The organism is Kitasatospora sp. UYEF31, from assembly GCF_057291755.1.
In genome coordinates this window covers 35117-60677 of sequence record NZ_JBXAWK010000033.1, presented here as the reverse complement: position 1 = coordinate 60677, position 25561 = coordinate 35117, and the positions used below count along the sequence as shown (strand labels likewise).

Genomic DNA, 25561 nt, shown 5'->3' with positions numbered 1-25561 from the left:
TCCTCGCGGTTAGCGTGGCAGCCGGGGAAGCCGCTCACCGGAGGTGCTCCGTGCAAACGTCGGCCCGTACGGCAATAGCGCGGTCCGCCGCGCCGGGCACGGCCCTGCTCCTTGTCCTGCTGCTGGCCGTCGGGCCGTCCTTCGCCCAGGACCGCCTGGTCTACGCGTACTTCACCGCGGCTTCGGACAACCGCATTGTGAAGATGACGTACGAAGGCGGGCGGCTCGGCGCTCCGCAGCCGGTCCTGGTGGGCATCCCGAACGGCAGCGTCCACAACGGCGGGCGGCTCGCCTTCGGCCCCGACTGCATGCTCTACGCGGGCACGGGTGAGTCCGGCGACAAACCCCTGGCGCAGGATCAGAACTCCCTCGGCGGCAAGATCCTGCGGATGACCCCGGACGGAAGGCCCGCCCCGGGCAACCCGTTCCCCGGCTCGGTCGTCTACAGCCTGGGCCACCGGAACGTGCAGGGACTGGCCTGGGATTCGGCCGGGCGGCTGTGGGCCAGCGAGTTCGGCCAGAAAAAGTACGACGAACTCAACCTCATCAAGCCGGGCGGCAACTACGGCTGGCCGGCGGTCGAGGGGCCCGGTGGCGACAGGCGCTACATCAGCCCGGCCGCGACGTGGAAGCCGACCTCGGAGACCTCCCCGAGCGGCATCGCCATCGCCGGGGACAACCTGTACATGGCCTGTCTGGCCGGAAAACGCATGGTCAGGATTCCGCTGGACGGCGAAAAGGCAGGCGCCCCGCAGGAGATGTTCAAGGGTGCGTACGGGCGACTGCGTACGATCGTGAACGTGGGTCAGGACCTGTGGCTGACCACCAGCAACACGGACGGACGCGGGTCGCCCGAAGCCGGGGACGATCGCATCCTGAAGGTGCCGGTCAGCTGACCGGGCACTGAAGACTTAACCCAGCAACTTCAGCCGGCGCGCGAGCGCCGCGGCGGCTGCCTGAATACTCGTACAGACGTCGGGGTCGGGCGCACCGCTGTCGGTTTCGACGCGGACCGCTTCGATGAGCAGCGGCCAGGCGTAGCGCTGGTTACCGGCCGGGAAGCCCGCGGCCAGTTGCCGGGCGAGCTCCGCGCGGGCGTCGGCGAACCGGCCCCGGCTGCGGGCCAGTGCGATCTCACCGTGTCCGAGCGGGATGCGGAACTGCATCTCGACGTACCCCGTGCCGGTGGCCTGCCGGGCCCGCGTCAGGCGAGCCGTCGCCGACGTCACGCAGCGCCTCGTCGAGCCGCGCCGATTCGGGCGAGCGGCCGACGAAGACTGGGGATATGAGGGTGCCTGACACGTCGCCGAGCATGTCATGCCGCTGTCAACGGCGTCGATCAAGTTCGGGGTGCTGTGAGCCGGGTCCCGTGCACAGCAGGTGGAGCATGTTCGACACGGCACCGGCGACCGCCGGGACCCCTTTTCACGTACGGACCGAGCGCGGGCCGACGTTAGCGGGCCGACGTTAGCGGGCCGACGTTAGCGGGCCGACGTCAGCGGGCCGACGTCAGCGGGCCGTGCGGACAACACCCGGCCTTCGGCTTCCTTCGTCAGACTAGATCCCTATCTAGGTTGCATTTCTAACTAGGTGGGATTACGTTCTACCTGTCACCACCTGCTGAAGGGCACTGAATGGCACCCGACCGACGCGCGAGCTGGCTCAAAGGCGTACTGGACCTGCTCGTCCTCGCCGATCTGACCGGCGGCGAGAACTACGGCTACGAGATCGCGAAGAACCTCGCCGCGGCCGGCCTCGGCGAAATCCGGGGCGGCACGCTCTACCCGGTGCTCAACCGCCTGGAGGAAGCCGGGCTTGTGACGGCCGAGTTCCGCGCCGCCGAGCGTGGCCCGGGGCGGCGCTACTACAGCCTCACCACCCTGGGCCGCGAGACCCTGCGCGAACAGGGCGACCTCTGGCTGACCTTCGACACATCCGTACGGGCCGCGCTGGCCACGGGAGGGATCGCGTAATGACCACCACCGACTACTTCGAGGCACTCGCCGCCCGGCTGAGCGCCGACGGCGTCCCCGCCCGCAAGATCGCCGACACGCTCGACGAACTGCGTTCCTACCTCCAGGAGAGCGGCAGCACCGCCGATGAGGAGTTCGGCCCGGTGGCCGAGTTCGCCGGGCAGTTCGCGTCTCCCGCGAAGGAGAAGTCAACATCGAAGTCAGGCGGTCGTACGGAGGCTGAGCCGGTCGCGGACACCTGGCGGTGGACCGCCGACATCTGGGTCGACCGGCAGCACCTCAACGAGTACGGCGACCAGGGCTGGGAGGTCGAACGGGTCGACAAGGTCGGCATGTTCGTCAGCCACCGCGACCCCGGCCGGGCGCAGCGCTGGGAGTACCGCCGGGACGTGGCGGTCGGCAGACGCCGGACCGCTCTCGTCGACCGCCTGGCCCCGGACGGCTGGGAGCCGTGCGGAACGTGGGCCTACTACGCCTACTTCAAGCGCCCCAAGGCCGCGAGCCTCGGCCCGGCGGCCCAGTTGGACTCGCCGCCCGCGCGCCCGAACCGGCGGTTCCTGTTCGGCCGGAAGTTCGCCGGGTTCGCCGTCGCGTACGTGTTGTTCGAGATCACCCTCGGGCTCCTGACGGTGGGCCTGCTCGACAACGTCTTCGACAACCGGGGGTTCCTGCCCGGTGTTGCCGCCGGGGTCGTACTTGCGCCGCTCATCGTCTGGTTCACCGTGCGCCGGAAGCTGCGCAAGGCCGCCGCCGACAGGTGAGCCTTGTTTCCTGGGTCTTGGTTCAGCCGGGTCAGCAGAGTCGCCCGAAGCAGAAGAATCAGCGGAGTCAGCCGAAGCCGAGTCGCCGGAGTCGCCCGAGTCGCCGGAGTCGCCGGAGTCGCCGGAGTCAGCCGATCGCGATGACCGGGTGCTGCGCCGGGTCGATCCAGCGCAGCAGCGAAACCAGCACGGACTCGGGTACGGATACACAACCGGCCGTCGCACCACTGCCGTTGACGTGCAGGAATATCCCCGCGCCCCGGTTCGGCACGGCGGGCCGCCGGTTGAAGTCGATCACCAGCGCGTAGTTGTACGCCGGCTGGTGGGTGATGAGCTGCTCACTGCCGCGGTCGCCCTGCTCCGTGAGCGGGAATCCGCCCTGCGACGCGTTCCGCATCTGGTTGTAGAAGTCGCTCTCGGAGTCCTCGACCCACCAGGTGTCGCCGGTGACCTTGGTGTAGGGGACCTTCGTGCCCGGGTTCGGCTTGACGCCGAACCCCTCGGTTATCGAGTACGTGCCGCTGGGCGTGGTCGAGGTGTTCTGCTTGCGGGTCGCCCCGTTTGTCAGGCCGTTCGAGCCGATCCGGCCCGCACTGGTGGCGTAGGAGGCCGTCCAGCCCTGGTCGCCTCTGGTCCAGGCGGTGACCGTCGCGGTCGAACCGCTGGTCTTGACCGTGATGACCTGACGGGCGTTGCCGACCCGGACGGGCACGCCCCAGTCGGGGGTTTCGGCGGCTGCCGACGTGGACGGCGACGGCGTCGTGGAAGCGGTGGGTTTCGATGAGGAGGCCGCCGGGCTCGGGTGCGGGCTGCCCGTCACCGGGGCAGGCGGCTCGGAAGCTTTGCCGGGGACCGACGGGGTCGCCGCCGCGGCCGGGGGCTGCGACAACGCTTCGACCGGTACGACCGTGACCGGTGCGGGACTGACCACCGCGACGTTGCCCGTGCTGCCGGAGCCGCCGGGGAGCAGTACGGCGAGGACGACCGCCACGCCGACTGCCGCGACGGTGGTCGCCACAGCGGCCCTGATCCGGTTACGACGATTCATGAAGAGAGTCCTGTTCAGCGCGCTGCGGTAGCGCCGCACCATCGGTACGGCCTGCGGACCACCAGGTATTTGTGCGATTTTCTCCGCACCGCAGCACGAAACCCCCGGAGCCCCCTCTTAACGACTCCGGCCGCGGGACAAGAGTTACACCTGTGGCGGAAGTTTCTTCAGGAGGCCAACGCCGCCACCAGCCCGAGCCGGTGGGCCAGGGCCGCCGCCTCACCCCGGCCCGAGACCTCCAGCTTGGCCAGGATGTTCGAGACATGCACGCTCGCCGTCTTGGTGGAGATGTACAGCTCCTCGGCGATCTGCCGGTTGGACCGGCCTTCGGCGAGGAGCCGGAGTACATCGTTCTCACGCGGCGTCAGATTGTGCGCGGGCGGTCCGGCGGCGTCCGGAACGGCAGTGAGCCTGGCCCGGCGGCCCAGCCGGTCCAGGTCTGCGAGCAGCGGGGCCGCGTCCAGGCGTACGGCCGTCTCGCGCGCTTCGGCCAGCGCCGTCGCGGCCTCCTCCCGGCGGCCTTCGAGCAGCAGCGCCTCCGCGTAGTGGAGCCGCACCTGAGCCCGGACGTACGGCTGCTCGACCAGCTGCCAGGCCGCCACAACGGCAGACCACGTCTCGACGGTCACCGTCCCCTCGGCGCGGGCCAGTTCGGCGGCGAGTGTCAGCACCAGCGCCTCGTCCAGCGGACACGCCACCGCGAGCGCCGCGACGGCTGCGCGGATCCGGGCGAGGCAGTCCCGCCGGGTGCGCAGCTCGGCCTCCCGCGGGTTCGGGTCGAGCGCGGCCACCTGGGCCTCCATCCGGGCGGCCGCGATCAGCAGCGGCAGACCATAGCGCTGGTATCCGTCGTCGAAACCGACCGTGAGTGCGACGTCCAGCACCTCGCGCGCCTGGCGGAACCGCCCCTGGGCGGTGGCCAACACGATCTCAGACTCCGCGACGGGGATGGTGTACTGCGTCTCGCTGTAGCGGGTTCCGACGTTCTCACGGATGCGTTCCATCCGCTGCTCCGCGCGCTCCAGTTGCCCTCTGCCCAGTTCCAGGGTGACGAGCGTACGGTCGAGGGAGCGGACGATCGCCGGGGACGGGTCGAGGTCCAGGGTGCGGTCCACCAACACCTGCACTACGTCCCACTCGCCGAGGGAGCTCAGCGATTCGGCGAGGTTGCCGACGATGAACGCGCCGACCCCGTGGGTCAGCCCGTGTTCGTCGCCGACCCTGATCCCCTCGCGCGCGACCTCGACCGCCTCGCGGTGTCGGCCCACGCCTTGGTACAGGGAGGCTTTGTTGCCCAGGACCATGCACAGGACGCCCGGTTCACCGGCTTCGGCCGCCAGTGCCTCCGCCCGCGCCATCTCGCCCAGGCCCTCGTCCAGTTGACCGGCGTTCACCAGAAGGCACCCCAGCGTCTTGCGGACCTCCGCCTGGACGGCCTTGCTGCCGACCGCGCAGGCCACCAAGAGCGCGGCCCGCGCGCCGGGCACCGCCGCCCCGGCCTGGCCGTCGAGCATCTCCACGGTGCTGATCTGCGACAGCACCCGGGCCTGTTCGACCGACGGCGGCAGGCCGTCGAGCAGGGCCTTGGCCTTGAGCAGTTCGGACAGCCCGTTGGAGCGGCACAGGTTGCGGAGGTTCCGGGCCTTCTCAGCCCACAACCACGCGGCCGTACGCGGATCACTGTCCGGATCGACCACGTCGAGGCCCTGGCGGATCAGCGCGATGGCCCGCTTCGGCATGCCGCAGGAAATGGCCGCGGAGACCGCCTGGCGCAGGATCACCAGCTGGGTCGTGCCGGTCAGCGCCTCCGGATCGGCCGCCTGCTCCCACAGGTCGAGGGCCCGGCCGAGCAGGTTGACCTGACCCCGGTAGGCATACCTGCACTGGGCGCCCTTCGCGGCCCGCAGCACAACGGGCAGCGCGTGTTCGGGCCGCCCGGCGTGGTACCAGTGCGCGGCGAGCCGGGCGTCGTACTCGCAGGCGTCGACCAGTTGGGGGTTCTGCTCCAGTGCTTCGGCGAGCCGCGCGTTGAGCCGCGCCCGCTCCCCGGGCAGCAGGTCGTCGCGGACGACTTCGCGGACCAGCGCGTGCCGGAAGCGGTAGCCGCCGTCCTCGACGGTGGTGAAAACATGTTTGGACAGCCCCGCCCGCAGTGCCGTGTCCAGGCGTTCGTCGTCGAACCCGGCGACCACAGCGAGCAGTTGGTGGTCGGCGTACTCCCCGCTCACGGATATCAGCCGGGCTATCCGCTGGGTGTCCTCGGGCAGTTCCTCAACGCGGATGAGCAGCAGGTCGCGCAACGTGTCGGACAGCCCGGCGAGGCGACCCGAGTTGATACCGCAAGACAGTTCCTCGACAAAGAACGCGTTGCCCTCGGACTTGAGGAAGATCTGCTTGACCAGGCGGCGGCCCGGGTCCGCGCCGAGGATGCCGCACAACTGCTCGCCCACCTGGTCGCGGGTCAGCCGGGTCATCTCCCGCCGGACGACCTTGGGCGCCAGGCGTTCCATCTCCGCCAGGAACAGTCGCAGGGGGTGCCGCCGGTCCACCGCGTCGGCCCGGTAGGTGCCGACGATCAGGATGCGGCCCGTACGCAGCAGCCTGATCCAGAAGGCGAGCAGTTCCCTGGTCGAGGAGTCGGACCAGTGCAGATCCTCAAAAGCGATGACGATCGTACGGTCCGCACTGATGTTCTCCAGAAGACGGAGCGTCAGCTCAAAAAGGCGGACCCGGTCGACATCACCGGCGGGCAGGTGCCCGGGGGCGAGGTCCGGCAGCAGCCATGCGAGGTCGCGCTCACGCCCGGCGACCGCCTGGACCAGTTCGTCACCCAACTCGCGGAACAATCCGCGCAAAGCGGCGGAGACCGGGGCGAACGGCAGTGATTCCGCGCCGAGTTCCAAGCAGGAACCGATGACGGTGACCGCGCCGGCTTCGGTGGCGCGGTCCAGGAACTCGTTCAGCATCCGGGTTTTGCCGATTCCGGCCTCACCGCCGAACAGGACGACCCGCGGTGTGCCTTCACCGGCTTCGCGCAGGCCCCGGTCCAGGCGGGACAGCTCTTCGGAACGGCCGACGAAGACGGGACTCACCAAAGGACTGGGCACAGGACCGAGCATGACATGTCCGAGTGTCATCGCGCGTGGCCATTTCGTGAGAAGAGATCAAGAACATGCAGGTCAGAGCGTATGAGGCGAAGGTCTCAACTCATGCGGAAGCCGAAGCGGGAGCGGGAGCGTGCGTGGCAGCGGGCGCACGCGGTCACAACGGTGCAGGCAACTGCTCAAGGCGGAGCGGAAGCCGCGGCCGGGGCCGGCTCAATGGCGAAGGCCCCGGCCGGGTCCGGCGAGGGCCTTCGTACAGACGGTCAGCGGGCGGGCGGCCTCAGGGAACGTGGCCGTCGGGCGGGTGACCGTCGGGCTGCCGGTCATCGGCGGGCGTCAGGCGGCGAGACGGTGCTCGGGCTCGGACTGTCCGCCGGGAAGAATCCCGGCGTGGCTTACCCGGCTGTCTGCCCGACGGGCCTTGCGCAGTGCCTTGCGGTCCCGCCGGACCTGCTCGACGATCCGCTGCCGCTCGGCCTTGGCGATGAGCTCGTTCTGGCGGTTCTGGAAGATTTCAAACTCGTACATTTGGTGCTCCTTGCGCGTTTCGGCTTTTCGTCCGCCGGCGTCTCCGGCTGATGACTGAAGCTTCGCGGCCCAGTGGGGCGTGTGGCATGGGGCAGGTGCCCTATCTCCGCGGGCCCGGCTGCCTAGGACGGGCCTAAGTCGCCCCCGGAGATGCCTAGGCATGTGGTCCCGGACACAACCTGACTGACCGTCAACGTTCCCCCGGCAGCTCCGGACAGCTCCAGACAGCTCCAGAACCAAGATCGCTGTGCGCCGGGTCACCTGGCGAACCCCTGTTCGCAGGGGGTTCGGGTCGCCGAAAATGCACAGGCTCAAGCGCGTGGCGCACGGGATGGGGTTCCCGGTCGCGATTCCGTCACGCGCCTTTCTGCCTTTCTTCCTCCGCGGAGTACGCATGCCTGAGTCAGCGGGCGATGACGTACCGGATCAGTCCGGTATGCCCGAAAATCCACTTCTTGTTGTCGAACCCGCAGCCAAGCGGCGCCGGGTGTTCACCGGGCCGCTGCTGGTGTGGGCGGTCCTGATCGGCGTCGCGGCCGGAGCGGGGATCGGCTACCGGGTCCAGGTGGTTCGGGCGGAGGTGCCCGCACCGCCGCTGATGGCTGCGCCGCCGGAGTATCCGGTGGCGGACCCGGCGGCGAAACAGCTGGCGCTCACTGCCGCCGAAGACGCGAAAGTGCGCCGGGACGGCGACCTGCGGGAAATGCTGCTGCCCAAGCCAGAGGGGGCGACGGACTGGGACATCCCGCCGGATGTCGAAGGCTGGTCAAGCCTTGAGGAGACGGCTTTCAACTACGAGAAACCGGCCGAGGCTCTCAAGTTCCTCCAACGCGACGGGTTCCGGCGCGGTGCGGAACGCGCCTGGAACGACGCAGGTGTCTCTGTGGACATCAGACTCATCCAGTTCATCTCTGGTGGCAGTGGGGCCTCCGCGCGGCACCGGAACGACCTCACGGTGAAATTCGACTCGCCGAACTCGGTCAAACCCATCCCGGGAACAGGCTCGGGACAGTTGACGGTGTGGGAAAACCCCGTCCTCTCCTCGAAGAACGACAAAACCCCCGGGTACGTCGCCCTTGCCATCGCTTGGCGTGCCGACGCGACGCTAGTGATCTGGTTCAACAGCGACAAACCGATCGATTTCCAGAAAGCTCTGGACTTGAGCACCCGTCAGGCAGGTCGGCTGTGACCGTCGAGAAATCCGCCGCGGCCGAACCCGCAGCGCTTCCCCCGACTGGAGATTCCGCCCCGCGCCGGGAGAAGTCGGCGAAGTGGCAGTGGCTCGCCGCCGCTGTCGCCACCGCCCTCATCCTGGGCGCGGCGGGCACCGCGGCCGGCCAGTACCGGTCCCGGCACAGCGACGGCCCAGTGGCCGCGAACACGCCCCGGCCCGTACCTTCGTTCTCGCCCGCACCCAAGGCCCCAGGCCCATTCGGCCTGCGGCTTGACGGGACACACTCCGGCAACCTGCGCGATCTGCTTGTTCCCCGCAGCGCGTCCCTGACCGCCGGGGAAGATGACCAACTCCACGGCAACGACGCTGAACTGACGAAGGACCAACTGGTCGACGAGAGCAACCACGCACTGCGATTGGCGGCCAAAGCCGCAGGATTGAAGGAGACACCGCCCGACCTGCGGAAGGCCTTCACCTACGTCGGCCTCAGCGACGGCGCGATCCGCACCTACCGCAGCCTCACCGGCACGGTGGAAATGGAGACCGTGCTGATGCGGATGGAGCCGGAAGCCGCCGCAACGGCTGTGGAACACCTGAACGGTGCGTTCAAGAACATGAAACTGTCGTCGGCCGGCGAGACCCCGCTGAAGCCCTACCCGGGAGCTGCTTGTTACCGCTTCCCCGACGAGGACAAGTCGGGATTGGACGACATGTCGTGCGTGGCCTCAATCGGCGACATCCATGTCCGAGTGGATGCCATGGGCGCCGCCCCGATCACCGAATCAGTGGTCGTCGAACTCTTCGCCGGCCAACTGGCACGGCTCTCGGTCAAGGACGGGGCGCACGCATGAACCAGACCACTGATCCCGAGGACCTCACCGAGGTCGTCCTGCTCGATGCCGACGACATTCCCGTGCCGCAGGCCCCGCTGGTGCCGCTGGCACCGGTCGACCGCCGGGCCCGCCGCCGCACCGCACTGCGCTGGACCTCCGCACTGCTTGTGTGTGCCGCGGTGACGGGGGCGACCGCGTACGCGACCACGCTCCCGGCACGGAACAAGATGCCCGGACTCGGCACCCCGGACGACGGGCGCTACGCCTTCCCCGCCCTCGCCAAACCACCGTTGCCGTACGGTTCGCTGCCGCCGGACTACGGTACGGAGAGCGAGCGCTACCGCTACCTCACCGGCCACTCAGTCGATCTGCGCGCGCTCCTGCTGCCTGCGCCGGCCGGAGCCGTACCGGACCCGGCGTTCCCCGGAACCGGCGGCTGGCTGCCGACCGAGACCTACACGAAGGTCTTCCTGCATCCGCAGAAGGAGGCCGGTCTCCTCGCCGACACAGGCGTCCGGCACATCGCCGCACAGGCGTGGCGGACCCGCGACGGCGCCCGTACGGAGATCTACCTGTTGCAGTTCGACAGCAGCGCGCTGGCCACCGGCTACGTCAACGGCGCCATGGACGGTTACACCAGCACTCCGTTGACCAGGCTGGGGACCAAAGCCGCGATGCGCAGACCCGCCGCGCTGGCGGACGCCGACGAGTACGCATCCGACCGGTTCACGGACCTTGTCGGGAATCTGAAAATGGACGACCCGAAGCTGTTCTCCGGTACCAACCCGGACCCGCAGGGCCTGGTCGCCCGGGGATGCTACCTCCGGTTCGGGGACACAGTGGCGACGATCGTGGTGCAGGCGCCACCGAAGGTGCCACTCGCGCCGTTCGAGCAGACAGTCGCGCTCCAGGCCCAGTTGCTCTCCTGAACACCAAGAAGTGCCCTGGTACGGATTTGAAAACCCTCAGCGTGCGAGCCCCGATGGTGCCGAGGAATGACACCCGATGCCGCGTCCTCCCTGGTCACGCCGCCCTTCAGTCCGGCTGATGTCGGCCTGTACCGCGTGATTACAGGTCCCTCGACCGGGTCGGCCCTAAGCCCGGTCGGACCCGATCGCACCCGGACTCGATCGCACCCGGAGCCGATCCACCTCGGACGCGATCCCCCCGACCAACAACTCGCGCGCCCGCTCAACCGAATATGTCCCGCCGAGCCAACGCCCGCTGAGGCCCTCCAGCAACGCCGTCAGTCGCTCCGCCGCGCCCAACGCCGCCGCCGACGGCGTACCCGGCACCACATCGGCGATCAGCTCGGACACTTCCTGCGCCCACTTCTGGTTTGCCATGGCCAGGTCCTCGCGCAACGACTCGTCGAAGACCGCGCTCGCGCGTAGTTCCCCCCACGCGGTGCTGTTCTCCCGTACCATCGGAATATCTTGGAGCTCCAATAGCAGACTTTGCTCCAACTCCGCCCGGGGATCCAGCGGGGCTGCACCCGCGTCCCGCTCGGTGGTGTAGCGATCAGCCCGGTCGTTGATGAACCCCAGGGTCGCCCGCAACACGCCGGTTCGATCCTTGAAGTGGTAGTAGATGAGCCCCGTCGACACCCCGGCCTCGGCTGCCAACTCCTCGACGCGGAGCCCGCGAACCCCCCGTCGGGCGACAAGACGCGCGGCGGCTTCCATGATTGTGGTGCGACGGTCGGACACAGACGGACACCCTAGTGGCAGGTCCCACACCACGGACACCATCCGCCTCGCCCCGCCAGCGATGTCGGACCCCGTCGTGACGCTCCACGCCATGCACGCCTCAGGGAAATTCACCGTGACGCCCTTGTCTACAGGGCGGCATCGAACAGGCGTGAGCCACCTGGCACCGCGCGATCGACACCATGGACGACGTCCAGTGCGCCCACACCCGCAAGGCCGCCCAACGGCGCGGGGCGAGTCGCACCCGTACCGCGCCCGCGGCCTGCGCTGCGCAGCCGAACTCGACGAACGCGCTGCGACCACGGTTGCAACGATGACCTTTCGAGCGGTACAGGACGGGGGCGAAGGGCGCCGGCACTGACGCCCGGATGTGCCCGCGTCGTTCTACTGATCCCGGTGGGCGCGCTGTTCGCGGACGGCGCGTGCGTATCCGGGACACCGAATGGCACCACCGAGCGCGATCGTCGCCATCTTGACTGAATGTTCAGTCAAGATGAGAATGTGGGCCAACCGCGACACTCGTCGCAGAAGAGGAGAACGTCGTGGAGAACGTGTCGAAGGCACCCGACGTCCATGGTGCCGAGCAGTACGCAGGCGCCGGGCGGTCCGAACGTGCCGAGCAGTATGAACTGATCACTTCCCTCGGCGCGTCGCTCGGGTCGCCGCTGCGCTCCGAGCCCTCGGCGCGCGGGTCGTTGCGGGTCGCGCTCGTGCAGATGCGGTGGCACAAGGACCCGGACGAGCACCTGGCCGCGCTGCGCGCCGGGGTACGACTCGCCGCCGTGCAGGGCGCGCGAGTGGTCTGCCTGCCGGAGCTGACCCTCAGCCCGTACTTCGCCGCCGACGACAAGCTGGTGGCCGCTTCGGGGCGTTGGCAGGAGGACCCTGCGGACGGCCCCACCGCGACGCTCGCCCGCGAACTCGCCGCCGAGCACGACGTCTTCGTGCACGCTTCGCTGTACGAGCGGTCCGCCGAGCCGACCGCCGACGGTCTCGGCTGGAACACCGCGATCTGCGCCGCGCCCGACGGCGGGCAGGTCGCGCGGACCCGCAAGCTGCACATCCCGGCGTTCGAGGGTTACCGCGAAGACCTGTGCTTCCGCCCCGGCGACACCGGGACCCCGGTGGCCACCATCGAGGGTGTCGGCTTCGGCTTCCCCACCTGCTGGGACGAGTGGTTCCCCGAACTGTCCCGGACCTACTCGGTCGAGGGCGCCGATATACTCGTCTTCCCCACCGCGATCGGCTCCGAGGTCGGCCTCCCCGACTTCGACTCGCAGCCCATCTGGGAGCATGTGATCACCGCCAACGGCATCACCGGCGCGCTGTTCATGGTCGTCCCGAACCGCGTCGACGAGGAGGGCGACATGACCTTCTACGGCTCGTCATTCATCTCCGACCCGTACGGCAGGGTGCTCGTGCGCGCCCCACGTGACAGGCCCGCCGTCCTGGTCGCCGACCTCGACCTGGACCAGCGGCGCGACTGGCTCCAGTTCGGGCTGATGAGCACCCGTCGCCCGGAACTCTACGGAGCGGGGCCGCTGGTGCGGCCGCTGCCCGCCGCACGCTGACCGCATCGAACCGAACCATCGCACTGAACCGAACGATCGCGACGGCTGACCGGACGCGCGCTGCCAGGGGCGGGCCTTCGGGCCCGCCCCTTCCGCGTGCGCGCACACTCCCGTCCCGCGAGCCGGAACGCGAACGGCCGAGAGCGTGGGGGCAGTCGTCGTCGACCACTCCCACGCCCTCGGCACGATGTTCCTCAGGACACCGTTACAGGCAACGACGGAGACGGTTCACGGTCCGCCGCCACCAACGCCCGCCGTGCGTCGCCGATCCCGCGCGGATCCCAGCCCGGCCGGGGCACCGACGCCAACAGCAGCTTGGTGTAGGCGTGTTCCGGATTGCCCAGCACCTCGGCCGTCCCCCCGGATTCCACCACCCGCCCGGCCCGCATCACGATGACGTCGTCGGTGACACAGCGCACCACGGCCAGGTCGTGCGTGATGAACAGATATGCGATCCCGGTGCTCTCACGAATGTCGGCCAGCAGGTTGAGGATCTGCGCCTGTACCGACACGTCCAGCGCGGCGACCGCCTCGTCGAGCACGAGCACCGACGGTTCGACCGCCAACGCGCGGGCGATCGCCACCCGTTGGCGCTGCCCCCCGGACAGCTGCCTCGGCAGCGCCTCGGCGGCACGCCCGGCGAGACCGACCTGGTCGAGGAGTTCGCCGATACGCTTGGAATGGTCGATGTCGGGGAAGTGCAGGCGCAGCGTCTCGCGCAGCACCGCCTCGACACTCGTGCGCGGATCGAGCGACAGGTAGGGGTCCTGGAAGACCATCTGGATCTCGCGGGCCTGCGTCAGCCGCCCGGCGCGACCGCGCGCACGGTCGTTCTGGTCGCGGCCACGCACCCGCACGCTCCCGCAGTCGGCGCGCTCCAGGCCCACGATGATCCGGGCGGTGGTGGTCTTGCCGGAGCCGGACTCGCCGACGATGCCGAGCGAGCCGCCCGGCGGCAGCGTGAACGAGACGTCGTCCACCGCGCGCACGGCCGCGAACGAGCGACACAGACCGCTGACTTCGAGCAGATTCTCAGGCATCGACGGTTGTTCCTTCGAGCCGGTCGCTGTGCTGGCACGCGGTCAGGTGGGTCGGCTCGTCGCGGACCGGCAGCTGCGGCGGGCGCTGCTCGGTGCAAATGTCGGTGGCGAACGCGCACCTGGGCGCGAACGGACAACCCGTCAGTTCCACGCGCGTGTCCGGCGGTTGGCCCTCGATCGCGGCCAATCTGCCCAGCGGTGCGTCCAGACTCGGCATCGAACCGAGCAGGGCGGCGGTATAGGGGTGGCGTGGTCGGGCGAACAGGGCCTCGGCCGGACCGGTCTCGACGATCCGACCGGCGTACATCACGTACACACGGTCGCTGATCGCCGCCGCCAAGCCGAGGTCGTGGGTGACGAACAACATCCCGGTGTCGAAGCGTTCGCGCAGATCTGCGAGCAGCGCGACCACCTCGGCCTGCGTGGTTACGTCGAGCGCAGTGGTCGGCTCGTCCGCGAGCAGCAGCGCGGGGCCGCCCATCAGAGACGCCGCGATCATCACCCGCTGGAGCATGCCGCCGGAGAGCTGCCCCGGGTACAGACGTAGCGTCGCGCCGGTGAGGCCGACCGCCTCCAGGAGTTCGACCGCGCGTGCGTCGGCGTCGGCGCGGTTCAGGACCTTGTTCAAGCGCACGCTCTCGGTAAGGAAGTCGCCGATCCGGCGCAGCGGGTTGATTGCCGCGCGCGGGTCCTGGAAGATCATCGCGGCGGTGCGGGTTCGCAGTTCGCGTACCTGACGCGAGGTCATGGTCAGCACGTCCTCGCCGCCCACGCGCACCGCGCCCTCGGTGAGGGCGCCGCGCGGCAGCAGTCCGAGCACGGTGCGCGAGGTCAGCGTCTTGCCGGAGCCGGACTCGCCGACCAGTGCGACGGTCTCGCGGCGGCCGACGGTCAGGTCGACGCCGTCCAGGACAGGGCGCGCGGTGCCGGGCAGGCTCAGCCGCAGCGCCTCGATTTCGAGGATGTTCATCGGTCCCTCCTGGCGACTCGGTCGGCCCAACGTTCGCCGATGACGTTGACGGCGACGACGGTCAGCATGATTGCGACGCACGGGAGGATCGCGGAGAGCGGATAGCCACTCATGATCGCGGACTTGCCGTCGAAGACCATTCGGCCCCAGTCCGGGGTAAGGGCGGGGACGCCCATGCCCAGGAAGGACAACCCGGCCAGGTCGATCAGCGCGTAACCGAAGTTCACGGTGGACTGGGCCAGCACGACCGGCGCGATGTTGGGGATTACGTGCCGTACGCAGACCTGGAATCCGGAATGGCCCTGCACCTGGTAGGCGGAGACGTACGGCCGCTTGCGTTCGGCCATCACCAGCGAGCGGGTCAACCGGCTGGCATAGGGGAAGTACGCGATCGACAGCGCGACCACCGGCGGCATCAGACCCTCGCCGGCGACCGCGACGAACAGGATGGCCAGCAGCAAGCCGGGGAAGGCGAGGGCGAGTTCGGCGCTTCGGGAGAGCAGTGAGTCGAGCCACCCGCCGCGCCACGCGGCGGTGACGCCGACGGCGACGCCCGCGAGAGTGGAGAAGACGACGACGCCGAGCGGTCCCAGGAGCGAGGCGCGGGCCCCGACGATCAGGCGGGAGAACGTGTCGCGTCCGGCGGAGTCGACGCCCAGGAAGTGGTCCCCGGAGGGCCCGGCGAGGGCGTTGCCCAGGTCGATCTCGTTGACGTCGTACGGTGCGATCCACGGCGCGAGCACCGCCAGGACGAGGATCACACCGACGAAGCCGAGGCTGATCAGGTAGAGCGGGGCGCGGACGGCGCGGATCCGGGCCAGGCCTGGTCGGCGCACGATGGTCATGGTCATACGGTCGCCCTCGTTCCGAGGGTGATCCGGGGGTCGACCAGCGGCAGGATCAGGTCGACGATGAGGTTCACGGTCATGAACAGGCCGATGATGATGAGGGATATCGCCTGAACGACAGGGAAGTCCTTGGTAGTTCCGGCCAGTTCGAGGAGCTGGCCGATGCCGCCGACGCTGAACGCGGACTCCACCAGGACGGTGCACACCAGCAGCGTGGAGACGATCAAGCCGCCGGTGGTCAGTACGATGCCGAGCGCGTTGCGGAAGACGTGCCTGCGGATGACGGCTTGTTCGGACAGGCCGCGACTACGTGCCACGACGACGTGTTCGCCGTCGAGGGCCTCCAACATCGCGCTGCGGGTGACCCGGGCGAGCATGCCCACCAGGTACAGGGCGAGCGCGACGGCGGGCAGCGTCAGGTGCCACACCATCTGCCCGAGGCCCTCGCCGCTGCCGCTCCCGCTGCTGGGGAACCACCCCAACTTCACCGAGAACAGCCCCTGGAGCAGGATCGCCGCGACGAAGGACGGCGTGCCGACGGCGAAGGTGGTGCCGACCAGGAGGGTCGAGTCGACCGCGCCGCCGCGCACCGCGCCGATCCAGCCGAGCAGCAGTCCGAAGAAGATCACCAGGACCAGGGCCATCAGCACCAGGAGCAGCGTGATGGGGAGCCGGTTGCACAGCAACTCGGAGACTTCGACCCGGTATTGCACCGAGCGCCCGAAGTCGCCGTGCAGGATCTGGCCGAGCCAGCGGGTGTACTGCTCGAAGAAGGGGTCGTCGAGGTGGTAGTGGTGGTTGATGGCCTCCAGCGCGGCCGGTGAGGCGGAGCGGCCCGAGAGCAGGAAGCTCGCCGGGTTGCCGGGCGCCAGGTACATCGCGCCGAACACCAAAAACGACGCGGCGAACAGGGTCAGTGCCATCTCGACCAGCCGGTGGAGGGCGAATCTCGCGAAGTTCACTGTGCCGCTCCCACATCGGCGGCCCACGGGTAGTACATGTACGCGATGCTGGTCGGTGCCCCGGTGATGCGCTTGTTCAGGAACACCGTGCTCGGCCACTCCGCGACCGGCATCCACAACACGTCATCGGTTGCCTTGCGTTGGAGTTGCGCCACGATGGCGAAGCGCTCAGCCGGGTCGTAGGTGGTGGTGGCACGGCTGACCAGTTCGTCGTATTCGGGGTCGCTGTATTCCGCGAAGTTCTGGTATTCGCCGGTCTCGAAATCGGCCAGCAGGTCGAAGGGGTCCTTCATGGACAGGTAGAAGGTCTCTGGGAACATGTCGATCCCCGCACGCGCGGACGGGTCGGTGAACAATGCAGAGAAGGCGTCCGGGGCGATCGTCTTGAGCTTGACGTTCAACCCGATCCTCGACCCGGCGGCCTGGACCGCACTGGCCAGGAGGGCGACGTCGAGGCCGACTGGGCTGGTGGCGACGGTGACCGTGGCACCCTCGGCCCCGGCCTCGCGGATCAGTCGCTTCGCCTCCTCCAGGTTCTGCGTACCGGGCCCGAGGTCGTCGAGCGCGGCCTTGCGCACGGCCTCGGGCGCGGCATCCCACGCGGCGCGCGGGGTCAGCGAGTTGGTGGCCGTGCCGCTGCCGGCAAGGGCCGTGTTCACGAAGCCCGGTCGGTCCAGCGCCATGGACAGCGCGCGGCGCACCCGCACGTCGCCGAGCGTGCCCTTCATGTTGGTCACGTTCACGTTGACGGTGCTCAGGCCCTCGCCGAAGTACAGCTTCCCAACGCCGCTGTCGCGCAGCCGCCGGTAGCTCTCGGTCGGGACCAGGAAGCTGCCGTCGACCTCGCCGCGCAACATCGCGTTGGTGCGCGCGGAGGAGTCGACGAGGAAAAGGAACTTCACGTGCTTCGCCTTGGCCTTGGTGCCCCAGTAGTCGTCGAAGCGATCGAGTTGCAGGTACTGGCCCTTGTCCCACTTGCCAAGCTCGAACGGCCCGGTGCAGCCCAGGTTTCCGGTGACCCCGTAGCTGTCACCGGCCGCCTCGACCGTCTTGGCGCTGACCACGACGCCCGCGGCCGTGGCCATGTACTGCGGGAACTGGGCGTCAGGCTGCTTGAGCTTGACGGTGACCTGGAGCGGTCCGGTCGCGGTCACCGAGTCGACGTGCCGGAACGCACTCTCCCACGAGGACGCCAGTTCGGGGTCCAGCTGGCGGGTCAGGCTGAAGACGACGTCTTCGGCCGTCATCACGTTGCCGTCGTGGAAACGTACGCCCGGCCGCAGGTCGTAGACCCACGTGGTCGGGTCGGGATTGCTCTCGCGCTCAGCCAGGCCCGGTTCCTTCGTCAGTTGCGGGGTCCACCGCATCAGGCTTTCGCAGACGTTGGCCAACACCGTGTTCTGCGGATAGTCGAACGCGGAGATGTAGTCCAGCGTCAACGGTTCGGCGTACAGCGACCACGTGAACGAATCGATCCCGGCCTTGGCGGGCGGGGTGTTCGCCGACAACTGGTAGTCGCCCGCCCGGCTCGCGGCGTCGAGCCGGGGCGGCCCCGAGCAGGCGGCGACCAGTGTGAGCGCCGCGAGGACGGCCGCGGGCGCGGCGATCCTGCGCAGCGGCCGGGCGGCGCGGAGGGCGCGGGGTGCGGCGGTGGGCATCAGCGGTTCCTTTCTGGTCACGGTGGGGTGAGGGCACCGGACGGGCCCGGTGTCGCGGGCGGTTGCCGGCCGGGGCACGGACCCGTGAACCCCACGGCGCCGGTGCGGTCGGCGCCGTGGGGGCGATGCGGATCCGGTCAGGAACCGGCGGCCGGGACCTGCGGAATCTGCTGGGTGATGCAGTGCACGCCGCCGCCGCCGTACGCGATCACGCGGGCGCGGACGCCTACCACCTTGCGGTCGGGGTACGCCGAGGCGATCAACTCCAACGCGGCGGCGTCCTGCGGCAGGTCGGCGACCGGGACGACCACGCCACCATTGGCGATGTAGTAGTTGAGGTAGCCGACCTCGACCTCCTCGCCGTCGAGTTCGACGGTCACGGTCTGCGGGAGCTCGACGATCTCCAGGGTGCGACCGCGTGCGTCGGTCGTGGCCTCCAGGACGGCCCGGTTCGCGCGGGCGCGGGCGTAGTCCGGGTGCTCGGGGTCGCCGGGCAGTTGGATGACGACCTTGCCCGGCGCGGCGAACGCGCAGACGCCGTCGACGTGGCCGTCGGTTTCGATGTCCTCCAGACCGCCGTACGGCAGCCAGATCACCTTGGTGACGCCGAGCTTGGCCTTGAGCTCGGCCTCGATCTGTTCGCGGGTCAGGCCCGGGTTGCGGTTGGGGTGCAGCAGGCACTGCTCGGTGGTGATCAGCGTGCCCTCGCCGTCGACGGTGATCGCGCCGCCTTCGAGGACCATCTCGGAGGCGATCCGCCGGTCGCCGGAACGTTCCAGGAGCAGCGCGCTGATCCGGTCGTCGGCGTCGTAGGGGTGGTGTTTGCCGCCCCACGCGTTGAAGCGGAAGTCCACACCGGCGCGGTTGCCGTCCTCGTCAAGGACGAAGATCGGTCCCGAGTCGCGGAACCAGGCGTCGTCGATGGGCAGTTCGACCACCCCGACACCGTCCCCGCACAGCGCGCGGGCCTCGTCGCCCTGGCCCGGGTTGGCTACCATGGTCACCGGCTCGAACTCGGAGATGGCTCGGGCCACGCCCGCGTACTCACGCTTGGCCTCTTCGAAGACGGCGTCCCACAAGTCGGGTCGGGTCGGCCAGGCCATCAAGCAGCCTTCGTGCGTGGTCCACTCGGCCGGCATCCGGAAACTCATGGTGCTCTCTCTTCATGATGGTGACTCTGAGGTGACGACGCGACGATGTGACGGGTCGTACGGGGAGGGTGGTTCGGGTATGCCCCGCCGGGCCGGGCCCCGACCGTTCGGGGCCCGGCGGGTGGGCGGCTCGTGCCGTGGCCGGGAACGGGCCAGCGGTCCCGGCCACGGCACTAGAGGCGCGGTTCCTGCATCGTCGAGCAGTGGATTCCGCCACCGCCGACCGCGATGCGGTCGATGTCGAGCTGGACGACCGTGCGGCCGGGAAAGGCACCGGCGAGGCCCTGCGCGCCGTGGGCTGCCAGCACCGCGGCGGTGTCGCGGGTCCACAGGTCGTTGACCGGGATCGAGTCGATCACTGTCACCGTCGAGCCGCATCGGGTCCGCGCGGTGGCCGCCGGGATCGCGTCCGGCGCGCACATCACGACCGGCTCGAAGCGGGCGACGGTCCGGGCGATCAGCGCGACGTCGTCCTGTACGCCGCGCAGGTCCGATCCCCAGATGGGCTCGCTGGCCGGCCAGGCCATCCAGGTCCGAAGGTGCGGGACGTCGTCAGCCGGGACCCGGAAGCTGCCGGCGGCGAGGGCGGAGGTGCCCGCAACGGCCGACGGTGCGGCGGCGAGCTGTGAGCCCAGGGCTGCGACGCCAAGGACGCCCGCCCCCAGGACAGTTCGGCGAGCCGGCCCAGGGGTTGCGGGGTCGGAGGGGTGCGGAGTCGCGTCGCCGAATGTGTCGCGCATGTCTGACTCTCCGGATCGGGCGTCGCTTTGCCGTGACCGCGACACTGGACGAGGGGCTGCGGGGATCCGGGTCCGAACGATCGGACGATGGGGTCCCCCGGGTGGTCGGCGGTCACCACCCGCTGTGTGGTCGACGCAGGGAGGTGATTCGGCGCGGGGTGTTTCCCTCAGCGTGACATTGACTGAAGACTCAGTCAAGATATTTAGTATGGAACGTTCGCCGGAAATTCGGGTGGGTGTGGTGGTGGGTGACACGGGGCTTGTGGGCGGCGGGGCAGGGTGTGCGTCACCCCGGGCAGCCAGACGACTTCGGCCGTCGGGAAGGCATCGCGCAACGCCTGCCGCAGGCCGACCACGGCCGCCGACTCGCTGACCGGAAAATACGCCAGGTCGACCGGGAACACCTCAGCGTCGTAGCCCGCCTGCGCGACCTCGTGCCCCGCTTCGTCACAGACGTCGACCCGCCAACTGCCGTACCCTTCGATCCCGAAGGAGACGTACGCACGGCCGGGCCGCTGCCGGACTGCCGGAACCGTCCGGCCGTACTTCGGGCGGTGTCGCGGTCGGTGCGGTGTGCGCGACCCCTTGCGTGTCGGACATGTCATGTCCCCCGCAGCTCGGCTGACGGCACGTTACGTCTCCGGGTGTCTGTCTGCGTCCGGATGCGCGGCTCCCCGGACACGGCCCGTCGGCGGTGGCCAAAAACGGTCCGCGCGAATCCGGCGGAACTTCAAATACCTGGAATGCTCCGGGGGTACGAACTCCGTTGGGCATTGTTTGCGCAGGTCATAGCCGAGAAGGTGACGGCAACAGGTGTTGCTCACCGTTCTCCAGACTGCTGGCCGGGTGCGTTGAGGCGTGTCAGCTGCTCGCGCCAATACAGCGGCGTGCAGATCCCGGTGTCGGTAGAAGAGGGTCCGGTCGACGTCGGTCCGCCGGGCGATGGCGGACATGCCGATCTCCTCCCCTGCGGCAACCGCCTGGGAGAGCGCAACGGTCACCTTCTGACAGCGCGCAAGGCCGTGGGCCTACCGGGCCGCGGTGATACCGGCGGTCGGGTCGGTCATGGGCGCTCCAGTCGAAGGTCGGGCGGCCGGACGGTCGACATGCCGAGTGTGGTGATGCGCCGGGACCGTCGAGGTGACGCAGATCACTGCCCGGACGCTTCGGGTCGGGCATGCGTGATCATGACCGGATGAAGACTCGTTTCGTTGGCATCGCTGAGCTCGTCGAAGCCCCGGCCACCCCCGGACGGTGGGACGCGGTGCCCGCGTCGTCGACGAGCGTCACTGGAGCGGGTCGCCCGACGGCAGAGGCCGACGGACCACCACCGGCGGCGAGGAAGTTCACCCCGCCCCGTCACCAGGAACCTCTCGGACCGGAGGCCGGGCCTCGCAAAGCCGTGCTCAACCGGGTGGCAGCCGCCCGGGTCGCAGTGGGCCGGCGCCCGTTGTCGGTCTATGACGAACTCACCCGAACCCGTCCCTTCACCGCCCGCCCTGAAAGCTGAGGACCCACGTTGAGTGAGCTGATCGGCGACCGGATCCGCACCACGGCCACCAGGCGCGGGCTGCCCCACCTGGCCGGGGGGGGGCCGGGCGAGTTCGCCCACCGGGCCGAGGAGGGCAAGCTCGGCTATCTGGATTTGCTCGACCTGGTGCTGTCTGAGGAACTCGCCGTCCGGGACGACCGCAGGTTCCGCCGGGCCCTGCTGTTCTCCAATCCGCACCAGGGCACTCGTCTTCTGCCTGGACCGCAGGGCCCAGGCGCCCAGCTTCTCCAAGCTGAGCCCACGGTCCTCTCAGGCAAGCCGTTCGAGGCTGAGCCCACGGTCCTCTCAGGCAAGCCGTTCGAGGCTGAGCCCACGGTCCTCTCAGGCAAGCCGTTCGAGGATCAGCTCACGCACCCGCGCCGCGTCCGCCTGGCCGCGGGTCGCCTTCATGACCTGGCCGATCAGCGCGCCGACCGGGCCGAGGTTGCCGGCCTTGATCTTCTCGACGGCGGCCGGCTGGGAAGCCATCGCCTCCTCGATCGCGACGAGCAGCGGGCCGTCGTCGGAGACGACCTTCAGGCCGCGCTTCTCGACGACCTCGTCCGGCGAGCCCTCGCCGGCGAGCACGCCGTCGATGACCTGGCGGGCCAGCTTGTCGTTCAGCTCCTTGGACTTGACCATCGCCGCGACCCGCGCCACCTGCGCCGGAGTGATGGGGAGTTCGGAGATTTCCACATCCTTCTCGTTCGCGTTGCGGGCCAGCTCGCCGAGCCACCACTTGCGGGCGGCTTCGGAGTCGGCGCCCTCGTCGATCGTCGCGATGATCGAGTCCAGCGCACCGGCGTTGACGATCGACTGCATGTCGAACGTGCTGATGCTCCAGTCCGCCATCAGGCGGGCCCGGCGCAGCTTCGGGAGCTCCGGGAGCGTGGCGCGCAGCTCTTCGACGTACTCGCGGGACGGCGCGATGGGGACCAGGTCGGGCTCCGGGAAGTACCGGTAGTCCTCGGCCTCCTCCTTGATCCGGCCGGCGCTGGTGCTGCCGTCCGTCTCGTGGAAGTGCCGGGTCTCCTGGAGGATCGTGCCGCCGTCGTCGAGGACGGTGGCGTGCCGCATGATCTCGTAGCGCGCGGCGCGTTCGACCGAGCGCAGGGAGTTGACGTTCTTCGTCTCAGACCGCGTGCCGGGCTTCTGCTGGCCCTTGGGCTTGAGCGAGAGGTTGACGTCGCAGCGCATCTGGCCGAGTTCCATGCGTGCTTCGGAGACACCCAACGCGCGGATGAGGTCGCGGAGTTCAGCGACGTAGGCCTTCGCGACTGCGGCGGCGAGATGCCCGGGGACCTCGATCATCTTGGTGACGATCTCGATCAGCGGGATGCCGGAGCGGTTGTAGTCGAGCAGCGAGTAGTCGGCACCGTGGATGCGACCCGTCGCGCCGCCCATGTGGGAGGACTTGCCGGTGTCCTCCTCCATGTGCGCGCGCTCGATCTCGATGCGGTACGTCACACCCTCGACCTCGACGTCGAGGTAGCCGTTGAAGGCGATGGGCTCGTCGTACTGCGAGGTCTGGAAGTTCTTCGGCATGTCCGGGTAGAAGTAGTTCTTCCGGGCGAAGCGGCACCACTCGGCGATCTCGCAGTTCAGTGCGAGGCCGATGCGGATGGCCGACTCGACGCCGATCTCGTTGACCACCGGCAGCGCGCCGGGCATGCCCAGACAGACCGGGCAGACCTGACTGTTGGGCGCGGCACCGAACTCGGTGGCGCAGCCGCAGAACATCTTGGTGTTGGTGCCCAGTTCGACGTGGACCTCAAGGCCCATGACGGGGGCGTACTTCTCCAGGGCGTCCTCGTAGGACACCAGACCATCGATGCTCACAGGAAGTGCAACTCCTTCAATACTCGGGTCAGGGCGACAAGCCAGTTCTGATATTCAGGAACCTGGCCCAAACACTTCAGGTCGATATCGGCGCCGATACGTTCAAACAATGCTTGCGAAGCGTTGCATCCCGTGACCAATGACAAAGACTTCTTTGCATCGGGGAGGCGCTCGACCTGCTTCACATGAGGCGGTAATAAATCGGGATCACAGGTTTTCAGACGGGCGAAGGCCTTCGGATCACAAAGCATCCACGCTTCGGTCTCCTTAGGCCGCTGACAATCCACGGCCCAGCAGACAAGTGTCACCTCGAACTCAGTGTCGAATGAGTCGAATGAGTCGAATGAGTCGAGACACAGTGCCTGGACCGCCCGTTCCAGGAGCGGAGCGAGGAACCACTCGTCGGACGGACCTTCGCAAACGAAGGCACCCACCAGGGAGCGCATCAGTCCGAATACCTTCGGCCGACCCGGAACCGTTCCAGCTCGGACGGCGACACCACGCGTCCGCTTTCACCCGGTGCCGGACGCTCGCCAGGAGCGAGGATTCGGCGTGCCCGGGTCACCCGGTCAGCGTGTTTTCCCTTGACCCGGGATACGGCGTCCAGGAAGACGATCTCCTGCGGCGGTACGGAATCGAGCACCACTGGGGAGTGACTGGTGATCAGAATCTGCCGGAGCGGTTCTTCCGGCCCGTCTTCGGCCGGATCGGTTGCGGCGGCACGCATCATGGCGAGGAGATCCCGCAGGCGCTCCGGGTAGAGGCCGTTCTCGGGTTCTTCGATGATGAGCGATCCGAGCTGTTTGGGTTCCCGGAGTGCCGCTACAAGGGCGAGCGCCCGCAAAGTGCCACCTGAAGCCACGTCCGCGGGAAACGGTGGTTCATCCCGCGCTGTGAATCTGATCCACCGGTCACCACGTTCCTCGTCGTTGACCACCTCGACCGAAGTCAGGCCGTCCACCAGGCGTATCAAGTCCGCACGGATTCCGGCGAACACGGCTGCACCGACCTGACGCCCGTCACCTACCCGGCGTCCCGTGTCCGCCAGGTAGGCCAGGAAGCCGGGAAGATCCGAACCGTCGGACCCCAGAATTCCAAAGCTGTTGATGTCCGAGGGACGGCGGAGCGCGTCTTCGTTGAGCTGCAGGACCTTCGTCATGCAGAAAGGAAGTTGATTCGCAGAGGAACCCACACCCAGCAACGGCTCGTCAGATTCTGAGATCCGCCGAAAGCCGCCGTGGCGGAAGTGCTTGACGACCGGTTCCGAACGCTGCTCCGGCGTGCCCGTCCCGGCATCCTCCTCGTTCTGTTCTTCGCCCGTCCATGGAGCGACAACGGCCGCACGCCACTTAGAGTCCGCCTGAACGAGGTCAAACCACGAATCTCGGGATGAAGGAATCGGGATCAGCGATTCCTCAAGAATGGTCAGTCCTCGTGCACTGCGACCCACCACGATCTCGTACCGCCACCGGCTCGGATGACCTGGATCCAGGCTGTTCACATCGCCGGATCCACGTGCGTCTGCGAGATATTCGGCAGCGAACCGCATCTGCTCAACTTGACTTCCGTCACCGTGTTGCCGGAAAAGCCAGCTGATCCGTCCACGTCCCGACGCAGCAGCCGCAAAGAGGTTTCCGTTTCCCAATTCGGCCAAGAAGCGGATTGCGTCTACAAGATTGGATTTACCGCCCGCGTTCGCCCCGATCACCGCAGTAAACGGACGCAGGTCCAACGCGAAGTCATCGAACGACTTGTACCCGTCGATCTCAATCCGTGTGATCACAACCGCACCTCCTTCCGAAACGGATACCCGCAGGCCGTCCCCGTCGACAAGACAGGGACGGCCCGGCCGCAGCCACTACGCGTCGATCTCCAGCAGCTCGTTCTGCTCTTCCTTGAGCGACCTGATCAGCAGCGCGAAGCCGGTGACCACCGCGACGCCGGAGATCACCGCGTCGACCAGCTCAAGGTGGTCGCCCTTGCCGCGGGCCTCCTTGATCTGCTTCATCGCGCCGTACGCGCCGAACAACTGCATGCCCAGGCCGAGGAACTTGCCGGCCGTGCTCTTGGGCGTCTTCTTCTTCTTCTTGGCCATCGCGCTGTCTCCTTTAACGAATTCTA

At 68.5% G+C, this 25561-nt stretch carries 23 protein-coding genes and 2 pseudogenes; 8 read left to right on the top strand and 17 right to left on the bottom strand.

Features of this window, described 5'->3' with window-relative positions:
* Positions 1–113: 113 nt before the first annotated feature.
* Positions 114–896 (top strand): annotated as a pseudogene (locus AC0Z36_RS17840) (PQQ-dependent sugar dehydrogenase); the annotation flags it as partial.
* Positions 897–911: 15 nt separating this feature from the next.
* On the opposite strand, the gene AC0Z36_RS17835 reads toward AC0Z36_RS17840, so the two are convergent.
* Positions 912–1229, bottom strand: coding sequence for a hypothetical protein (locus AC0Z36_RS17835; RefSeq protein ID WP_485463908.1), 318 nt, complete (start codon positions 1227–1229; stop codon positions 912–914).
* Positions 1230–1634: 405 nt separating this feature from the next.
* Here AC0Z36_RS17835 and AC0Z36_RS17830 point away from each other — a divergent pair, with 405 nt between their 5' ends.
* Entirely contained in the window at positions 1635–1973 is a 339-nt protein-coding gene (locus AC0Z36_RS17830; RefSeq protein ID WP_485463907.1) for a PadR family transcriptional regulator, read from the top strand.
* Complete coding sequence (locus tag AC0Z36_RS17825; RefSeq protein WP_485463906.1) at positions 1973–2734, top strand: hypothetical protein; 762 nt, start codon at positions 1973–1975, stop codon at positions 2732–2734. The genes AC0Z36_RS17830 and AC0Z36_RS17825 overlap by 1 nt, the downstream gene beginning before the upstream one ends.
* A gap of 127 nt (positions 2735–2861) precedes the next feature.
* Here the strand turns inward: AC0Z36_RS17825 and AC0Z36_RS17820 are convergent, their stop codons facing one another.
* The 3 genes from AC0Z36_RS17820 to AC0Z36_RS17810 form a co-directional block, all read right to left on the bottom strand.
* A complete protein-coding gene (locus AC0Z36_RS17820; protein ID WP_485463905.1) occupies positions 2862–3782 on the bottom strand; it encodes a L,D-transpeptidase family protein in 921 nt (306 codons plus the stop codon).
* A gap of 167 nt (positions 3783–3949) precedes the next feature.
* Positions 3950–6889 carry a helix-turn-helix transcriptional regulator gene (locus AC0Z36_RS17815; protein ID WP_485463904.1) on the bottom strand — a complete coding sequence of 980 codons (2940 nt, stop codon included), beginning with the start codon at positions 6887–6889 and terminating at the stop codon, positions 3950–3952.
* Between the two features lie 333 nt (positions 6890–7222).
* Complete coding sequence (locus tag AC0Z36_RS17810; protein ID WP_485463903.1) at positions 7223–7414, bottom strand: hypothetical protein; 192 nt, start codon at positions 7412–7414, stop codon at positions 7223–7225.
* A 319-nt stretch (positions 7415–7733) separates the two neighbouring features.
* On the opposite strand from AC0Z36_RS17810, the gene AC0Z36_RS17805 reads away from it, so the two are divergent.
* From AC0Z36_RS17805 to AC0Z36_RS17795, 3 genes are read left to right on the top strand one after another with little or no spacing between them, the layout of a single operon-like run.
* Positions 7734–8603: a hypothetical protein gene (locus AC0Z36_RS17805; protein WP_485463902.1), complete on the top strand. Its 870-nt coding sequence runs from the start codon at positions 7734–7736 to the stop codon at positions 8601–8603.
* On the top strand, positions 8600–9439 hold the full coding sequence (locus AC0Z36_RS17800) for a hypothetical protein (RefSeq protein ID WP_485463901.1): 840 nt from the start codon (positions 8600–8602) through the stop codon (positions 9437–9439). Before AC0Z36_RS17805 ends, AC0Z36_RS17800 begins: the two co-directional genes overlap by 4 nt.
* On the top strand, positions 9436–10350 hold the full coding sequence (locus tag AC0Z36_RS17795; protein ID WP_485463900.1) for a hypothetical protein: 915 nt from the start codon (positions 9436–9438) through the stop codon (positions 10348–10350). Before AC0Z36_RS17800 ends, AC0Z36_RS17795 begins: the two co-directional genes overlap by 4 nt.
* Before the next feature lie 165 nt (positions 10351–10515).
* On the opposite strand, the gene AC0Z36_RS17790 is transcribed toward AC0Z36_RS17795, so the two are convergent.
* Positions 10516–11130: a TetR/AcrR family transcriptional regulator gene (locus AC0Z36_RS17790; protein WP_485463899.1), complete on the bottom strand. Its 615-nt coding sequence runs from the start codon at positions 11128–11130 to the stop codon at positions 10516–10518.
* Between the two features lie 542 nt (positions 11131–11672).
* Here AC0Z36_RS17790 and AC0Z36_RS17785 point away from each other — a divergent pair.
* The gene (locus AC0Z36_RS17785; protein ID WP_485463898.1) at positions 11673–12701 is read left to right on the top strand and encodes a nitrilase-related carbon-nitrogen hydrolase; all 1029 of its coding nucleotides are present in this window, start codon (positions 11673–11675) and stop codon (positions 12699–12701) included.
* 194 nt (positions 12702–12895) lie between these two features.
* Here AC0Z36_RS17785 and AC0Z36_RS17780 read toward each other — a convergent pair whose 3' ends face one another.
* From AC0Z36_RS17780 to AC0Z36_RS17745, 8 genes are all read right to left on the bottom strand, one after another.
* Positions 12896–13741: an ABC transporter ATP-binding protein gene (locus tag AC0Z36_RS17780; protein WP_485463897.1), complete on the bottom strand. Its 846-nt coding sequence runs from the start codon at positions 13739–13741 to the stop codon at positions 12896–12898.
* The gene (locus AC0Z36_RS17775; RefSeq protein WP_485463896.1) at positions 13734–14711 is read right to left on the bottom strand and encodes an ABC transporter ATP-binding protein; all 978 of its coding nucleotides are present in this window, start codon (positions 14709–14711) and stop codon (positions 13734–13736) included. The genes AC0Z36_RS17780 and AC0Z36_RS17775 overlap by 8 nt, the downstream gene beginning before the upstream one ends.
* A complete protein-coding gene (locus AC0Z36_RS17770; RefSeq protein WP_485463895.1) occupies positions 14708–15562 on the bottom strand; it encodes an ABC transporter permease in 855 nt (284 codons plus the stop codon). Before AC0Z36_RS17770 ends, AC0Z36_RS17775 begins: the two co-directional genes overlap by 4 nt.
* Positions 15559–16521 (bottom strand): ABC transporter permease, encoded by a 963-nt coding sequence (locus AC0Z36_RS17765; protein ID WP_485463894.1) that lies wholly within the window; start codon positions 16519–16521, stop codon positions 15559–15561. The genes AC0Z36_RS17770 and AC0Z36_RS17765 overlap by 4 nt, the downstream gene beginning before the upstream one ends.
* The gene (locus AC0Z36_RS17760) at positions 16518–18179 is read right to left on the bottom strand and encodes an ABC transporter substrate-binding protein (protein ID WP_485463893.1); all 1662 of its coding nucleotides are present in this window, start codon (positions 18177–18179) and stop codon (positions 16518–16520) included. Before AC0Z36_RS17760 ends, AC0Z36_RS17765 begins: the two co-directional genes overlap by 4 nt.
* Before the next feature lie 137 nt (positions 18180–18316).
* Complete coding sequence (locus AC0Z36_RS17755) at positions 18317–19330, bottom strand: agmatine deiminase family protein (RefSeq protein WP_485463892.1); 1014 nt, start codon at positions 19328–19330, stop codon at positions 18317–18319.
* Between the two features lie 173 nt (positions 19331–19503).
* The gene (locus AC0Z36_RS17750) at positions 19504–20070 is read right to left on the bottom strand and encodes an agmatine deiminase family protein (protein ID WP_485463891.1); all 567 of its coding nucleotides are present in this window, start codon (positions 20068–20070) and stop codon (positions 19504–19506) included.
* 203 nt (positions 20071–20273) lie between these two features.
* Positions 20274–20675, bottom strand: a complete 402-nt coding sequence (locus tag AC0Z36_RS17745) for a hypothetical protein (protein WP_485463890.1) — start codon at positions 20673–20675, stop codon at positions 20274–20276.
* A 914-nt stretch (positions 20676–21589) separates the two neighbouring features.
* Between AC0Z36_RS17745 and AC0Z36_RS17740 the strand changes: the two are divergent.
* Positions 21590–21808, top strand: a pseudogene (locus tag AC0Z36_RS17740) (ATP-binding protein); the annotation flags it as partial.
* A gap of 135 nt (positions 21809–21943) precedes the next feature.
* Here AC0Z36_RS17740 and gatB read toward each other — a convergent pair.
* The 4 genes from gatB to AC0Z36_RS17720 all read right to left on the bottom strand — a co-directional run bounded on the left by gatB (position 21944) and on the right by AC0Z36_RS17720 (position 25535).
* Positions 21944–23440, bottom strand: a complete 1497-nt coding sequence (gene gatB / locus AC0Z36_RS17735) for an Asp-tRNA(Asn)/Glu-tRNA(Gln) amidotransferase subunit GatB (protein ID WP_485463889.1) — start codon at positions 23438–23440, stop codon at positions 21944–21946.
* On the bottom strand, positions 23437–23886 hold the full coding sequence (locus AC0Z36_RS17730; protein ID WP_485463888.1) for a hypothetical protein: 450 nt from the start codon (positions 23884–23886) through the stop codon (positions 23437–23439). The genes gatB and AC0Z36_RS17730 overlap by 4 nt, the downstream gene beginning before the upstream one ends.
* The gene (locus AC0Z36_RS17725; protein ID WP_485463887.1) at positions 23886–25223 is read right to left on the bottom strand and encodes an AAA family ATPase; all 1338 of its coding nucleotides are present in this window, start codon (positions 25221–25223) and stop codon (positions 23886–23888) included. Before AC0Z36_RS17725 ends, AC0Z36_RS17730 begins: the two co-directional genes overlap by 1 nt.
* A gap of 75 nt (positions 25224–25298) precedes the next feature.
* On the bottom strand, positions 25299–25535 hold the full coding sequence (locus AC0Z36_RS17720) for a hypothetical protein (protein WP_485463886.1): 237 nt from the start codon (positions 25533–25535) through the stop codon (positions 25299–25301).
* Positions 25536–25561 lie beyond the last annotated feature (26 nt).

Excerpts from the sequence above, each read along its gene's own strand:
- AC0Z36_RS17830 (WP_485463907.1), top strand. The coding sequence starts at position 1,635 with ATGGCACCCGACCGACGCGCGAGCTGGCTCAAAGGCGTACTGGACCTG.
- AC0Z36_RS17825 (WP_485463906.1), top strand. The coding sequence starts at position 1,973 with ATGACCACCACCGACTACTTCGAGGCACTCGCCGCCCGGCTGAGCGCC.
- AC0Z36_RS17820 (WP_485463905.1), bottom strand. The coding sequence starts at position 3,782 with ATGAATCGTCGTAACCGGATCAGGGCCGCTGTGGCGACCACCGTCGCG.
- AC0Z36_RS17810 (WP_485463903.1), bottom strand. The coding sequence starts at position 7,414 with ATGTACGAGTTTGAAATCTTCCAGAACCGCCAGAACGAGCTCATCGCC.
- AC0Z36_RS17795 (WP_485463900.1), top strand. The coding sequence starts at position 9,436 with ATGAACCAGACCACTGATCCCGAGGACCTCACCGAGGTCGTCCTGCTC.
- AC0Z36_RS17780 (WP_485463897.1), bottom strand. The coding sequence starts at position 13,741 with ATGCCTGAGAATCTGCTCGAAGTCAGCGGTCTGTGTCGCTCGTTCGCG.
- AC0Z36_RS17775 (WP_485463896.1), bottom strand. The coding sequence starts at position 14,711 with ATGAACATCCTCGAAATCGAGGCGCTGCGGCTGAGCCTGCCCGGCACC.
- AC0Z36_RS17770 (WP_485463895.1), bottom strand. The coding sequence starts at position 15,562 with ATGACCATGACCATCGTGCGCCGACCAGGCCTGGCCCGGATCCGCGCC.
- AC0Z36_RS17760 (WP_485463893.1), bottom strand. The coding sequence starts at position 18,179 with ATGCCCACCGCCGCACCCCGCGCCCTCCGCGCCGCCCGGCCGCTGCGC.
- AC0Z36_RS17755 (WP_485463892.1), bottom strand. The coding sequence starts at position 19,330 with ATGAGTTTCCGGATGCCGGCCGAGTGGACCACGCACGAAGGCTGCTTG.
- AC0Z36_RS17750 (WP_485463891.1), bottom strand. The coding sequence starts at position 20,070 with ATGCGCGACACATTCGGCGACGCGACTCCGCACCCCTCCGACCCCGCA.
- AC0Z36_RS17745 (WP_485463890.1), bottom strand. The coding sequence starts at position 20,675 with ATGACATGTCCGACACGCAAGGGGTCGCGCACACCGCACCGACCGCGA.
- AC0Z36_RS17730 (WP_485463888.1), bottom strand. The coding sequence starts at position 23,886 with ATGCGCTCCCTGGTGGGTGCCTTCGTTTGCGAAGGTCCGTCCGACGAG.
- AC0Z36_RS17720 (WP_485463886.1), bottom strand. The coding sequence starts at position 25,535 with ATGGCCAAGAAGAAGAAGAAGACGCCCAAGAGCACGGCCGGCAAGTTC.